Source organism: Corynebacterium pseudotuberculosis, from assembly GCF_002155265.1.
GTDB classification, from domain to species: domain Bacteria; phylum Actinomycetota; class Actinomycetes; order Mycobacteriales; family Mycobacteriaceae; genus Corynebacterium; species Corynebacterium pseudotuberculosis.
In genome coordinates, this window is record NZ_CP021251.1 from 2,129,962 (window position 1) to 2,144,698 (window position 14,737).

The window sequence follows — 14,737 nt, forward strand, 5'->3', positions numbered from 1 at the left end:
GAGTATCCTTACCTTCTGTGCTGCGCTAGGCGAACAAAATCGGCTACATCGAGTTTCTCTCCCCGCAGCGTCGGGTCAATACCGGCGCCTAGGAGAGCTGACTCTGCCGCTGCTCCGGATCCGTAGTATCCACTGAGTGCGGCACGAAGAGTCTTACGACGCTGAGCAAAGGCGGCGTCGATAAGCGGAAAAACCTGCGAGCGTAGTTCATCGCCTACTTCCCAGGGTTGGTTATCTTGAGTGAAAACGTCAATGCGAACCAGACCAGACTCGATTTTGGGAGCCGGCCAAAAAACATTTTTGCCAATCGAACCGGCCCGCCGCACAGATCCGTAGAACGATGCTTTCACGCTGGGAACCCCATATACTTTCGTGCCAGGTTGGGCTGCCAGACGATCAGCCACTTCAGCCTGAACCATCACCAGCACACGCTGAATCGAAGGAAAAATCTGCAAGAAATGCAGCAGGACGGGTACAGATACGTTATAGGGAAGGTTTGCTACCAAAGCTGTGGGTTGGCCAATCTCCTCTGCAGTTACCTGCAAAGCATCTTTGTGCACCAGGGTAAGACGGTCTGAGAACATCGGAGCGCGTTCAGCCACAGTCATCGGGAGTTGTTCAGCCAAGCGCGGGTCTATCTCCACCGCCGTGACAGAACGTGCCGTATCAAGCAACGCCAGGGTCAAAGAGCCCAGGCCAGGACCGATCTCCACAACGTGGTCATCAGCGGTAAGATCCGCCGCAGAAACGATCATCCGAACCGTATTAGGATCATGAACAAAGTTCTGCCCCAATTTTTTTGTCGGTGTGACATCAAGCTTCTCTGCCAAGTGCCTAATTTCAGCGGGGCCGAGAAGGCGCGCGCGATCGTGTTCTCCCATGGTCTTACAATTTACCTTCCAATGTTTGGTAGCAGGAAAAATTCCCTTGTATACAAGGCGTACGCTTGCTGCTAAAACGCACCAGTGAAAACACACCAACGCCGCCGGTTCGTGCTTCTTATAGTGAGAAGACTAAACCGACGACGTTGAGTCGCACAGTGGCGTGCATGTTTTGAAAATCTATTCTCCTACTTTAGCGCAGACCCAGCTTAGAAGTGCAGGCAGGCCATGCTCCCCAGCCCTGAGAGGCCTGTACTTTCTGAGCGATAGCAATCTGCTGTTCACGGGTAGCAAGGTGGGCCCGCGGTGCATAAGCCGTGCCACCAAAACCGGCCCATGTGGAGTCAGTGAACTGAAGCCCACCAGAAAATCCATTGCCGGTGTTGATAGCCCAATTGCCGGTGGATTCGCATTGCGCAAGTTGATCCCACACTGAGCCATCGGCTACCGCAGGAGCAGAGGCTGCCTTCTTAGTACCGCGCTTAACGGTTGCTGCAACAGCTGGAGTAATGACCTTTTCATCTATGACCTCGTTGGCAGTCTCTTCACCATTAACTTTGGTCACCTTACGGGTCACGGTGCGCTCACCTGGCGTTCCCGCAGAAACTTCAGCTTCCTCCCCTTCCGGAAGCTCCGCGTCTTCAACGTAATGTGCAGGCTCTCCAAAAGGTTCGTTGGCTACAACTTCTTGGACATCTACACGGTCGATTTTGACGTCCATATTCTTAGTCACGGGAGCATCCAGTGCCGGAGTCACGATGTCATCCTGATCAACCTTGATGCCGCGCTCTGCGAGAACGTCTTTTACAGTTGCAGCTGCGATCTGGGTAAAGACTGTCTTCCCCGCCTCTGTCACAGAGATGATCTTTGGTGTTACCACATCAAGAGACAAGCCCTCGCGCGGGATCTTGGAATCTTTATCCAGGTTCAAGGCTGCAGAAGAAAGCGTGGCGTTAAGCCCGTCCAACTGAGTAAAAAGCTCTTCAACGGTAGTTGCATTTGTGGTGAGATTTTTTTCTACACCATCAATAGCCACAGAGACTTGCTTGGACGTCCTAACCTTAATGGTGTCCTGATTGCTGATCTTCTCAGTTAATCCTGGGTAGACAATGTCTTTGTCCCCAACAGTTACGCCGGCTTTAGCTAGCGCCTCCTCTACCGTGCCAGACATGGTGGCAAGAGTAAGTTGTTCGCCATTGACGTCAACAGTGATGTCCTTCTTCACCTGAGTAACGGCAACGCCCCCCACGGCCAGGGAAGCCAGGACACCTCCCGTTGCTAGACGCAACGGAATGGACTTCGAAGAATTGACTCGATTAATTCTCGACTTTTGGCGGGTTCCCACGTGTTCACTTCTCTTTGCTTTTCGACGACATTTCGCACCAGCCAGAGCCGGCTCTACTTAGCGCTCCACACATATTTTGAAAGTATGGAAATTTTCCATCGGGGGCGGAGCGCCATCGATCGGGCGACGTTTCAGTCAGCATCGATCCAACACACAAAAAGTAACAATACGGTAACAAGCGCAGCTTGTCGAACTAAAGCAATAAAAAGGTGCAAACTAGTTGATTCAATTCACAGAAATCAAACCACATAGTTCACACCTCCCCCATTGTTCCCCCAGTCTCACCACGATAGGAGGGCTAGATCTTTTTCAACGCCCTCTATGATCTACATCCCACTAGGAAGAAATTCCATAGACACGGTGAAAGGTCTCCCGCACCCCGGCAGCAAAATCTTCCACGCTCATTTCTTTAGCCTGAGCGGCACACAACGCCGTATGCCCAATAAGCGAGGACTCATTCCGAGCACCCCGGAAGGGCTCAGGGGTCATATAAGGCGCGTCCGTCTCAATGAGCACCTGCGATATCGGCGCAAGCCTCACGGCTTCTCGTAGTTCTTCATTTCTCTTAAAGGTCAGGTTCCCCGCAAAACTTAAAACATAACCCCTATCCAATGCTTCCCGCGCCACGGAGATCGGTGAAGAAAAACAATGCAGAATTGTCTCTTTGGGAGTAGGAGCATCCGCAAGAATGCGTAATAGTTCTTCATCCCCCTCCCGATTATGAATCATCAATGCCTTGCCGCTAGACACCGCAAGGTCAATGTGCCAGCGCAAGGCTTCTTCCTGAACCTCCAAGTTCGCTGTGGTCTCAGGCGCATGAGCTATCCAATACGTATCAATCCCTGTTTCCCCGATGGCCACACACCGCGAATCCTGAGCCATCTGGGCAAGACGGTCACGCGCCACAGCATCCAGCTCGTTAGCACGGGTTGGATGAATCGCGCAGGCAGCAAACACTCGCTCATGCGAACGAGCAGCGCTCAGCGCCAGCTCTGCTTCAGCGAGTCCATCCCCCACAGTGCATAGCTTGTCGACGCCACCGGCAACCGCCCGAGCCACAATCGCATCGACTTCCTCAGGCGTGCGGGCTCCGCAAGAAGCAAGGTGCGTGTGGGCGTCGATAAGCCCCTGAAGGCCTGGCACCGGCACTGGTATTGGACGAGGTTTCTTTTTACCCATGCGCACCAGTCTACGACGAAGGCGCCCGCCTCCCGCCGTTCACAGCGAGGAGCGTGGCGCCTTTATTCAACTAGCGAGTAATCGGTGCCCATTCTGGACCTGTCTCCCCCAGCTCCGGATCCAACTTAGCAATCAGCGGCTTTGGCTTGGACAAAGAGGTCCCCGGGATGGCGTCTATACGTGCCCACCGTGCTTGTTGCGACGCATAATCGCCCATAATCACGGGGTATGTTTGCCCGCTAGCAGGAACTCCCACGCCGACAGGCTCCACATGCATATCATCGGCAACCTCTATGATCTGTGGTTTTGCCGCCCACACGCCGTCACGGCCCAACGTCTCATGTACCTGCTGGGAAATATGCGGCAGATAGGGAGTCAACAGCACATTGCAGTCTGAGACTACTTGCAGCGCCGTCCACAAAACCGTAGCTAGGCGCTCACGCTGAGTCTCGTCTTTAGCGAGCTTCCATGGTTCTTGTTCCGCAATATAAGCGTTCGCTTCACCCACCACATGCATTGCATGCGTAATCCCCTGTTTAAAACGTGAGTGTGCAAGAGCGTCCCCAACAACCTCAAAGGCTTCAGCAGAAAGCTTGAGAATCCGTTGGTCCGACTCGGTCAGCTCACCTGGAGTTGGCACCTCACCGAAATTCTTGTAAGCCATGGAAACAGTGCGGTTTACAAGGTTGCCCCAACCATTGGCCAGCTCGTTGTTTACGCGGCGGACGAACTCATCCCACGTAAAATCGGTGTCATTATTCTCTGGCCCCGCAACGGCAATGAAATATCGCAATGGGTCTGGACCAAATTCCCTAAGGAAGTCCTTGACATAAATAACAATGCCTTTAGAGGAAGAGAACTTAGAGCCGGACATAGTAAGGAACTCAGAAGACACCACTTCCGTAGGAAGGTTAAGCTCCCCAAAAGTATGCAGTTTGCCGGCCCTAGCGCCCTTTCCTTGATACCCCAAAAGCTCAGCCGGCCAGATCTGAGAATGGAAAGTGATGTTATCTTTACCCATGAAGTAATAACTTGAGGCAGCGGGATCAGTCCACCATTCTTTCCACGCATCCGGCTTTCCAATGCGATATGCCCACTCAATCGACGCAGATAAGTAACCGACGACCGCGTCGAACCAAACATAGAGTTTCTTAGCGCCGTTGTCTTCCCACCCTTCAACTGGGATAGGGATTCCCCAGTCAATATCACGGCTCATAGCCCGAGGGCGCAGGTCTTCCAAAAGATTCAAGGAGAATTTGAGAACGTTCGGGCGCCAGTCCTGACGCTCCTTGAGCCAATCAGCCAGAGCATCTGCCAGTGCAGAAAGATCAAGGAGGAAATGCTCAGTCTCAATGAACTGTGGCGTCTCGCCGTTGATCTTTGAAACCGGGTTAATCAAATCCGCTGGATCCAATTGATTTCCACAATTATCGCACTGATCTCCGCGTGCCCCGTCCGCGCCACAGATAGGGCACGTGCCCTCAATATAGCGATCAGGAAGCGTGCGCCCTGTGGAGGGAGAAACAGCGCCCATGGTGGTCTCTTTTATCATGTAGCCGTTTTCATAGAGCCCTTTAAAGAGCTCTTGAACAACCGAATAATGATTCCTTGTAGTTGTACGGGTAAAGAGATCATAGGACAGTCCCAAGCCTGCGAGATCTTCAACGATCTGTCGGTTATACCGATCAGCGAGTTCTTTGACAGACACTCCTTCTTTGTCTGCTTGAACCAAAAGCGGAGTACCGTGCTCATCCGTACCGGAGACCATAAGCACGTCTGCACCGGCCATTCGCTGATAGCGAGCGAAAACATCCGAGGGGACACCAAACCCTGCCACATGTCCAATGTGGCGAGGTCCATTGGCATAAGGCCAAGCAACAGAAACGAGCACACGGTTAGTCATGGTTACTTACCTTAATTTATCTATGCCCGTCCGCGTGATTCGAGGACCGCATCATAGAGTTCTTTCTTGCTCACACCATGCTCCTGCGCCACAACCGCGCTTGCTTCTTTTAGTCGTCTACCTGCACAAACAAGGTTTTCCACGGGATCTACAAGCTCACGAACATCCCTTACTTCTATATGGCGAGCTCCCTCAATAACAACGCTGATTTCCCCTTTCACGCCAGCGCTAGCCCACTGAGCCAGTTCTCTTAGCCCGCCTCTTTTTACTTCTTCATATGTTTTAGTCAATTCCCGTGTCACCGCTGCGCGACGATGATCGCCAAGAATTTCTGCCGCAGCAGCGAGGGTATCTGCAATCCGATGCGGGGACTCGAAGAAACATACAGAGCGTTTCTCATTTTTCAGTGATTCTAACCAGGCTCTTCTTTGACCTTGCTTACGCGGGGCAAAACCATCGAAGGCAAAGTGCCCCACGTGCAGACCAGATAGCGCGAGTGCTGTAGGAACAGCCGAAGGCCCAGGAAAGCATGTAACTGGAACTCCCGCCTCATGCGCAGCTTCCACGAGGGGAAACCCTGGGTCTGAAACGATGGGCATCCCTGCATCAGTGATCACTACTACTGATTGTGTCCGAGCTAGGTCTACTAGGTAGTGAGCTCGTTCCGACTCATTATGGTCAAAATTACTCACAACTTTGCCGCTGATCTCCACTCCAAGTGCCGCTGCTAAGGCACGGGTTCGTCGAGTATCTTCTGCTGCAATAACATCCCCCTGGGCTAACGCCTGAATAAGCCGAAATGAAGCGTCCCCGATGTTTCCCAGCGGAGTAGCCACTACGATAATCCCACGCGGTAACGGCGCTAGGGCGTCCCATATAGCTGATGCGCTCGACACGATCTGAGAGGTTGGTTCCTCAATACTCATGATTCTTAGTCTCCCATAAACCACAGGTTTCCTGCTTCTTCCTACTCAAGAAGACTCCTATACGCACAACACAGGCCCCATCCGATCCCGTATATAAGATCAGATGGGGCCCACACTTACCTTTTTGGTTTTCTACAGCGCTCTATGCGCTTTCTACACAGTAGGCAATTTTTTCGGGGTAGTAACTATGGGATCAACTTGTGGCACTTCTGCAACAGCAGATTCCATGGGCGCCTCTGCGACCTCTTCTTCTATACCTTTAACGGGTTCTGTTTGGGGCTCTTCATCTTTTTCTGACTCTGGATCATGGAAGGTACTTAGGTCTTCCAATTCACTCATGGGGCGAGCATGCGATGGTAATCCCAATGTGCTTTCTTCAACGCTAATGGTGGAATCCGTAAATTCCACGGGCTGATAAGAAAACTCGTTATTCTCTTCGAATAATTTTTCTGCAGAAATCTCCGCATCCGGTATGGATTCATCTACAAATTCATCGCGAAGGCTCTCTGTGAGTTCTTCTCGCTCCAGATTAGATTCAGTGGTGTAGCGATCAAGCAAACGAGCTTGTTTGGAGCTAAAACGCTGAGTCGGATCCAGCTTCCTACGGAACAGGTCATGAATTTTCTCGCGCCGCTCGCGCTCCTCACGAATCTTGGCAAAACCACGTATCCAAGCACCGGCGACAACAACCACAAGAAGAATTCCTAGGTATCCAAGCGTGGGATATACCAAACCAACCAATTTTTTAAAGCCTAGGAAGGACATCCCGAAGCCCACTAGGCAGGACAACACATAGAACAGATAGAAGCGCTTTTGATTGTTAGAGGTTAGTCGTTTGGCAAAAGCGTAGAACAAGCCCAGGGTGGTGTTAAAGATCATTCCGATGATGATTAAGGACATAATCGTGCCTAGTATCGGATGAATCTCATTAACGATAGTGAGCATAGGAACATCGTCGCCTGCAACTTTATCGGCAGAGCGGAACAACGCCAGCGCAGCAAACGTCAGCATAACTCCAAAGACCAGGCCTCCGAGCAAACCTCCCAGGCCTGCTGCATGAGTGTCAAAGCTGTTGCCACCAATGATTATGGCCATGGAGACACCCATCATAAGAGCCAGGCCAACGTAGTTCAGAGCGGACAAAGTCCAATGCGGTGTAGCTCCATTAATAGTGGAAGCAGCCGCATTGAGCGACTCTGTATCAGCATCGCTAGTAGCCAGCGCGTAAACGATGGCTATGCCCGCAAAAATAATAATCAGCGGGGTGATTGCACCAATAACGTTGGTGATCTTATCGACGTCGAGAAGCCCAGCTAGCAGCACTAGCACCAGCATCAATACTGTTCCTACCCAGAGGGGAAGGCCAAACTGCTGGTTGAGGTTTGAGCCCGAACCCGCAAACATCACCACGCCTGTAGCAAACAGCGTAATAAGCACCGAAATATCGAGGATACGGGCAATAATAGGGTGAGAAATACTGGTGAGGACCGAACCGTGGTCATTAGCAAGGAAGTAACTCCCTAGCTGGATAGAGGCCATGCCGGTCAACGCCATAATCAGGCCAGCGAGCGCCGCACCTATAATGCCCATCGTTCCAAAGGCCACAAAGTACTGGAGTACTTCCTGACCTGTGGCAAATCCAGCACCGATAACGATGCCAACAAAAGCCATAGCGATGGTGATTGATTTTTTGAGCATGGTGAAGTGCTCATTCCTTTCAACAATGATAAAAATTCCGCTCACATGCTATACGAGCATCGGAAATACATTCTTTGCGGGCACTTTGTGCGCGCAGCTATAGGAGGTGGCGAATCTTTGAGCCCTCGCCACCTCTTAACAATAGTTCTATGACGTTTTGGTGGCTTTGGCTGCTGGTGCGCGCTTTTTATCATGACGCACCTTGCGCTTTACCTGTGCGCGTCGCTTCTTCTCATGTTCGAGATGGATACGACGCTCGCGAGCAAGACGCGAAGCAAACCGCTGCTGTTCACGATAATCAAGATAGATTTCATCGTTTCGTAAATCCTTGAGGATCGCAAACATCAGAAGCACAATAACAATCAGGAATGGGCTAGCAGCGATGATCGTAATGTTTTGAAGATTACGCAAAACATCGTCGCCGCCGGTAACCAACATGGTCATTCCGATCAAGGCCACCAAGATGCCCCAGCACGCGGAAACATACTTATTGGCATCAGTCTGTCCGCTCTGGCTCATAGAGCCCATGACAGTAGAGGCAGAATCCGCAGAAGTAATAAAGAAAGTTGCTAGCAAGACCACTGCGATTATCCCAGCTATCTGCCCACCTGGAAGAGAATGCAACAAATCAAAAAGTTGGTATTCTGCGGAGCCATCCCCGTAGATAGATTTTCCCTGTTGTTCCAGATGGATGGCTGTACCACCAAAAATGGCAAACCATACGATGGACACTGCAGACGGGATGAGGGTAACGCCAAAAATAAACTCCCGGATTGTACGTCCTCGCGAAATACGAGCTAAGAACATTCCTACAAAGGGACTCCAGGAAATCCACCATGACCAGTAGAAGATGGTCCATGAGCCTAACCACTCGCCCGCTGTGCCGTCAGCCGATTCTGCGGTGCGCCCAATCATCTCAAAGAAGTTAGACAAATAAGCACCGATTGATCCAGGAATCAGATTGAGGATCGTTACAGTCGGACCAAGTACAAATACAAAGAGGGCTACTAAAGCGGCCAACACCATGTTTGCGTTGGAGATATATTGAATTCCCTTGCCCACACCAGACATAGCAGAAAGCAAATATGCCAAGGTGAGTACGGAAACAATAGCGATAATAGTGCTCATACCGGGATTGGTAATGATTCCCGCGGCATCTAATCCAGCGCTAATTTGTGTCGCACCAATTCCTAGGGAACAAGCAGTACCAAAGATAGTAGCGATAATCGCCAAGATATCTACGATTCTTCCAACCCAGCCCTTTGCGCCCTTTTCCCCAATCAACGGGGTGAAAGCAGAGCTCAGCAGTTGCCTACGCCCGAGTCGGAATGTGCTGTAAGCAATTGCCAGGCCAAAAATGCCATAGATAGCCCAGGGGTGCAAAGTCCAGTGCAACAGCGTGGTGCTCATGGCATGGCCTACATGGCGTGGCTCATGATTTGGAACACCGTTGAGATAATTCCCCAAAGGCTCCGAAGCCCCGTAGAACATCAGACCGATCCCCATGCCCGCAGCAAACATCATGGCTATCCATGAAACGGTTGAGAATTCTGGGGCTTCATCATTACGACCGAGCTTGATCGTGCCAAAGTTGCTAACTGCGATCACTATGGCAAAAACAAGGAAAACCGTAGTAAAGAAGATAAACGCCCAGCCAAAGTCGCTCACAACAAAGCTCAGTGCGTCGCTGGCAAAGGTGGAAAAGCTTGAGGTACCAAAGATTCCCCACAGCACCACGGCAAGAACGCCGACGAAGGCCGGGATTGTGACCTTCCAATCAATGCGAGCCTCGGAGTCCTCCCCCTCAAATGTAATTTTTTCTTCCGGCAAGTTTGAGACTGCACGGATTTTGTCTTCACCCGAGATCATTGCCGCCAATTGTGCGGTTGCGCTGGTTGCCCCTACGGAGCTGGGCGCGTTCTCTTTTCCGTTGCCACTTCCAACTATTTCTGTTGTTGAATCCGCGGCGTTGTGGTTCTTATCGGAAGAGTCAGCAGTGATGGATGAATCTGAAGGATCCACCGAAGCACCTGATGTCTCCTCTGGATCAGTGCCCTGCGCCAAAATACTCGCAGAACCCTGTGCGCTGCCAAGATCAGCCGCGCTATCCTTTGGATCAAAATGTTCGGAATCGGTCATATATCCATCATGTCTGTTAAATTTTTCGAATCAAATGCACAGCGCCGTAATACCCAGTCTTATCCGAACGATAGGCCTCAAAGGGCATCTCTTCATGGCACCGTAAATTCCCAGCAAGGCACCCAAAAATCAGCGGTTATGACATTTTCCCAAATTACAAAATGGTAACAATTCCTAGGAGTGCCAAGAAAAACCAGTTTTTGAGCAAATTCGGTCGTTTTTTGGGTGCCACCCAACACTTCTTTTTTATAGGTGCGCTGCACAACTTCAAAAAATATGCACCAATCTCTTCTTTATTTTCCCAAGAGAAATGTGACATGTCCCCAGAGCGGATTGAGCAGGCGACCTTTAGTTCTGTTACGCATACGCAATAGAATGTCCCCCGTGACCTCTCCTAAAAATTATGCAGACGATCGTAGCTCCACAGCACCGCATCTTCCGTTAGGAAAATCCTCCGACGATGCGGGCTACAGTCACGACGCTACTGCCACAGGAGTGCTGTGCGATGATCCAGCTATAACGCCTGGCTCGGCGCCCCCTAGGCGGCGTCGAAAAGCTACATTCTCCGGCAGGTTTACGCATCTGCCCACTCCTTCCCAGCCACGTAGTTATCGTTGGGGAAGGGTCGATACGATTTCGACTCTCATCATCGCCGCTTTAGCTTTATTAACGCGTTTTCTCGGGATCACTACCGCCACGGCTTCCAATACCCCGGTGTTCGATGAGAAGCACTACGTGCCACAAGCCTGGGACATAGTGGAATCATGGATTAATCCCGTTACGGGTGGCATCGAATCCAACCCTGGTTATGGACTAGTAGTGCACCCCCCTTTAGCAAAACAATTGATTGCTATAGGTGAATGGCTCTTTGGTTACTCTCCCTTGGGCTGGCGCCTTGTCCCGGCGCTCTGCGGCACCGCTGTGGTACTTCTCACTATGGCGATTGCGCGGCGACTGAGCGGCTCACCTTTTGTCGCTTTCTGCGCAGGTCTCCTTGCAGTTGTGGACGGCGTACTCGTTGTTACCTCTCGGTTTGGGATGCTTGACATCATCCAGGTCTTATTTATTGTGGCTGCCGCCTGGGCACTGATCCGCGATCATCAACAAATGGAGGATCGCATGTATCAAGCCTGGTCTGCAGGGTTGCTCACTGAACCCGGCATCCGGGCGGGGTTTCGCTGGTGGCGCTTCACCGCAGGCGTCTTCCTAGGCTGTGCGTTATCAGTAAAATGGTCCGGCCTGTACTACATGGCCTTTTTTGGAGTCATGATAGTCGTCCTCGATGCTTTGCGACGCCGCCGCTACGGCATCCGCCGCCCTTGGAGCGAAGCTACGCTTTTCGACGCCCTCCACTCTTTCCTATCGCTGGTCGTAGTGCCCATTGCACTCTATGTGTGGAGCTGGAGAGCATGGTTTGCCTCCGAAACTTCTGTGTACAGGCACGCCGCTACCGACGGAACCATAGAGACGTCTAGCTGGTTGCACCATCTCCCTGAAGCCATCGCCGGATGGTTGTATTACCATCAGAGTGTCCTGGCGTTCCATTCCTCGCTCACCACATCCAACGGGCACAGCCACCCTTGGGATTCCAAACCGTGGTCCTGGCTCGCGGCAACACGCCCAATTTTGTATTACTCCTCCACCAATATTCCGTGTGAAGAAGATACCTGCCGCCGCATGATCTATCTCTTTGGCACCCCTGCAATTTGGTGGCTGACAGTGCCAGTTTTATGTTGGGCGCTCTGGCGCATGGTGATCCACAAAGATCTGCGCTTCCTCATTCCTTTTGTGGCATTCCAAGCGGGGTTCCTCCCATGGGTGGCAAGCTACGACCGGCAAATGTATTTTTTCTATGCCACAGCGCTCGTGCCTTTTACCATCGTTATCATTTCTCTCATCCTGGGTACGCTCTATGGTCGTGGCGCCGTACTTCAGTGGAGAAAACTACAACGCATTGGCATTCCCCATCTGACGGTTGGGTCGCTCACAGTAATTCTTTACTTAGCGCTCGCCGTGGCTATGTTCGGCTATTTCTCTCCCATTATCTATGGAATCCGCATCACCGATAACTACTTTAACCAGCTCATGTGGCTAAACAGCTGGCAATAAGGCAATAAAAGGCCACCCGTACTCCGTAGCTTGTTCGGCGGTTGTGATTTTGTTCGAGGCTAAGGCCAGCACGTATATTGTTCGACCGGACTGCGTGACGGACAACGTGTTGGCATGGACAAGACAGCATTGAATACGACTGGTTGGCCAGCAATAATCTTTAAAAATGGACGCACTTTGATACTCAGCCCCCTACACAAGTACGGGTGGTCTTGTTTAGGAATGCGGCGAAGCCGTGAGCGATCGTATCCCCTGCGAGACTATCGCCCAACCTTTATGGGATAGCCATGACCACAACAAACACAGCACGGACAAGAAAAGAAGCCCCAGCTGCAATGCGGAAGAGCCAGAAAGCTCGCCAAATATTAGTTCTTTAGCTCCCAGGCCAAAACTGAAAGTCCACAAGGCACCGAATAACGGCAGCAGCCCTCCCGTAATGCGGGGTTGCCATGCGGCAAAGAAAAGACCGAAGGCTAAGGCACAACGTGTAGCGGCGGCCTCCGACAAGAGCCTTTCATGCATAGTGTCTACGTTTCCTAGCGCGTCGGCAGCCTGTGAGCCCGACTGGATGAGCAGAACTATGGCCCATGCTGCCCAACCTATGCCCAAGAGCACCATGATCACTCGCGCTAAAGCGAGGTTCCAGGCTCTTGTCGCGGCTTGTTGCCGCCACATAGGCTCTACGCCGGCCAGAATGGCCTCAGATAAGTCAGGAGCGTTTTCCCGTTCCGTGGCATCGCCAAAGGCAAGTGAACGGTTAAACCGGGCGGCTTCCTCATAAAACGCACGACATTCCAAGCATGTAGAGAGATGCGCATCAAGCACATCGTCATCGATTCCAGTGGGTTCGCCGTCGAGCCTAGCGGACAACGCCGCTTGCACGTGATCACAGGTCAGCACGGGTCAAAACCCCATCAAGACTTGCGCGTCCAGCGCCAAAAACAACGATCATGAGCAGCGCTACGATCATGACAAGTGGATACTCTATCCCGTTATTTGTCACGAAAAGCCCCTCAGTGAGATGCACAAAATAAATAGCGGCGCACACCAACAAAGCCAGAGCACCCGCCACAAAAGTGGTCAAGATGCCTACGACCAATAATGAGCCGCCCACCAACTCGCTAACCGCAGTGAGATAAGCGGACAGCTTAGGTTGCGGCACTCCCGCCGCGCTAAAACGGCCTGTGGTCTCCACAACTCCTGTACGGAAAAATTTGTCAAAGCCATGGGCTACAAAAACGAGTCCTAGCACAAGCCTTAACAATAAAAGAGCTATATCTCTAACTATCGGTTGATCCATTACCAGAGTGCCTTTAAGTGAAATTAGCCTGCACGGCGTGGTTGCTCATAATGATCAAATCCAGAAGGATCGGAATCATTGAGGGGTGAGCGGATGCTCTCAAGGAATTCAAAGTCTGGGCTATCGTCATCGATCTCTAGCACAACAGCTCCTGGTCGACGCAGACGGTTCGGTATGCCCAGTTCCTCGTCCGCCACGTTCCGAACCCCCAAACGAGCCCTGCGTAGCTGGCGGATACGTCGCTGCCGCAAGCGTTGCTCAGCCCTGACCTGCTGCCGCAATGCCCAAAGATAGAAGGAAGTTAAAACGATAACTACAGCGGTAGCGACCCAGGCCCATCCTCCTATTGAAACGGAAAGAATCAAAGCCAACATCAGGGCGATACCTAAGGCGCCTACGGTACGGCGACGCCTCCGGTAGAGATCAGCATGCTTAAGGGCATCAGCTTGTGGGTCCCATCCACCGCGGGCGCTCCTGCGTGCGGCAAACTGTATGTCTTCCTCAGTCAGCTCAGAGTCGCCGGTTCCTATGTACCCCTCGGGATCTGTAAAAGCATCCGCCGTGTTGTGTTCGGCAGGAACAGAGACAGACTCCGTTATCTCCGTCGGATACATAAGATCGTCAGGAGAGTAATAAGAATCATCGATCTCATAACGCTCGCTCTGGGATTCTAAAGCCTCAGCGTCCACCTCAGAGTTTTCTGGGTCTTTGTTATCTAAAGCATCGGCTGTATCAGCATCTTCTAGGACGTCTTCGCCCTCATCTGCCGACGCTACAACAGAGGAATCGCCTGCGGCTGGAATCTCTTTTACCAACTCGCCGTCCACGATCGCTGCATGAGTCTTGTTCTGCTTGGAAGAAAATTTTCCGGCGGCGTTAGTAAAGATAGAACCCAGCGTTTTATCGGAGGGTTCGTCGATCAAGACATCTTCAAACTCATCCGCTTGCACAAGTTCATACTTTTCTTCCTCCTCGTGGAAGTCAAAGTGATGCGCTCGCACGTCGCTGGACTTTACGCGGGGACGACGCTTCCCCTGCAGCTCTTTGCTTCCGCCCTCGTAAACAACTCGAGTGTCGTCGAAGGCCTCGCCGGCCTTTCTAATGGGCTTCTGGCTACGAAGCAGCCAGGGTGCCAGCACAAACAACCACACCAAGACGATGAGGACGATGACCACGGTTCCGGACACGGGGTTTGCCTTTCGATGAGTTGGACGATGTGCAGCGATAGGCCATGTTCTACCCTGCGCACAATGCTCA

General features: G+C 51.8%; 11 protein-coding genes. 1 reads left to right on the top strand and 10 read right to left on the bottom strand.

Features of this window, described 5'->3' with window-relative positions; translation table 11 throughout:
* Positions 1–8: 8 nt before the first annotated feature.
* From rsmA to CpATCC19410_RS09835, 7 genes are all read right to left on the bottom strand, one after another.
* A complete protein-coding gene (rsmA, locus tag CpATCC19410_RS09805; RefSeq protein WP_013241536.1) occupies positions 9–881 on the bottom strand; it encodes a 16S rRNA (adenine(1518)-N(6)/adenine(1519)-N(6))-dimethyltransferase RsmA in 873 nt (290 codons plus the stop codon).
* Between the two features lie 193 nt (positions 882–1,074).
* Entirely contained in the window at positions 1,075–2,226 is a 1,152-nt protein-coding gene (locus CpATCC19410_RS09810; protein WP_013241535.1) for a resuscitation-promoting factor, read from the bottom strand.
* Positions 2,227–2,562: 336 nt separating this feature from the next.
* Positions 2,563–3,405 (bottom strand): TatD family hydrolase, encoded by an 843-nt coding sequence (locus CpATCC19410_RS09815; protein ID WP_013241534.1) that lies wholly within the window; start codon positions 3,403–3,405, stop codon positions 2,563–2,565.
* Between the two features lie 70 nt (positions 3,406–3,475).
* A complete protein-coding gene (metG, locus tag CpATCC19410_RS09820; protein WP_086591961.1) occupies positions 3,476–5,308 on the bottom strand; it encodes a methionine--tRNA ligase in 1,833 nt (610 codons plus the stop codon).
* A 20-nt stretch (positions 5,309–5,328) separates the two neighbouring features.
* The gene (gene rsmI / locus CpATCC19410_RS09825; protein WP_013241532.1) at positions 5,329–6,234 is read right to left on the bottom strand and encodes a 16S rRNA (cytidine(1402)-2'-O)-methyltransferase; all 906 of its coding nucleotides are present in this window, start codon (positions 6,232–6,234) and stop codon (positions 5,329–5,331) included.
* Between the two features lie 153 nt (positions 6,235–6,387).
* A complete protein-coding gene (locus CpATCC19410_RS09830; protein ID WP_013241531.1) occupies positions 6,388–7,932 on the bottom strand; it encodes a YkvI family membrane protein in 1,545 nt (514 codons plus the stop codon).
* Positions 7,933–8,079: 147 nt separating this feature from the next.
* Entirely contained in the window at positions 8,080–10,071 is a 1,992-nt protein-coding gene (locus CpATCC19410_RS09835) for a BCCT family transporter (RefSeq protein ID WP_013241530.1), read from the bottom strand.
* Between the two features lie 375 nt (positions 10,072–10,446).
* Between CpATCC19410_RS09835 and pmt the strand changes: the two genes are divergently transcribed.
* Entirely contained in the window at positions 10,447–12,180 is a 1,734-nt protein-coding gene (pmt, locus tag CpATCC19410_RS09845; protein ID WP_014300573.1) for a protein O-mannosyltransferase, read from the top strand.
* Positions 12,181–12,396: 216 nt separating this feature from the next.
* Here the strand turns inward: pmt and CpATCC19410_RS09850 are convergent, their stop codons facing one another.
* The 3 genes from CpATCC19410_RS09850 to sepX are packed head-to-tail and all read right to left on the bottom strand — an operon-like array spanning position 12,397 to position 14,667.
* Complete coding sequence (locus CpATCC19410_RS09850) at positions 12,397–13,080, bottom strand: zf-HC2 domain-containing protein (RefSeq protein WP_032802062.1); 684 nt, start codon at positions 13,078–13,080, stop codon at positions 12,397–12,399.
* Positions 13,067–13,480, bottom strand: coding sequence for a DoxX family protein (locus tag CpATCC19410_RS09855; protein ID WP_013241527.1), 414 nt, complete (start codon positions 13,478–13,480; stop codon positions 13,067–13,069). The genes CpATCC19410_RS09850 and CpATCC19410_RS09855 overlap by 14 nt, the downstream gene beginning before the upstream one ends.
* 23 nt (positions 13,481–13,503) lie before the next feature.
* A complete protein-coding gene (sepX, locus tag CpATCC19410_RS09860; protein ID WP_013241526.1) occupies positions 13,504–14,667 on the bottom strand; it encodes a divisome protein SepX/GlpR in 1,164 nt (387 codons plus the stop codon).
* Between the last annotated feature and the right edge of the window lie 70 nt (positions 14,668–14,737).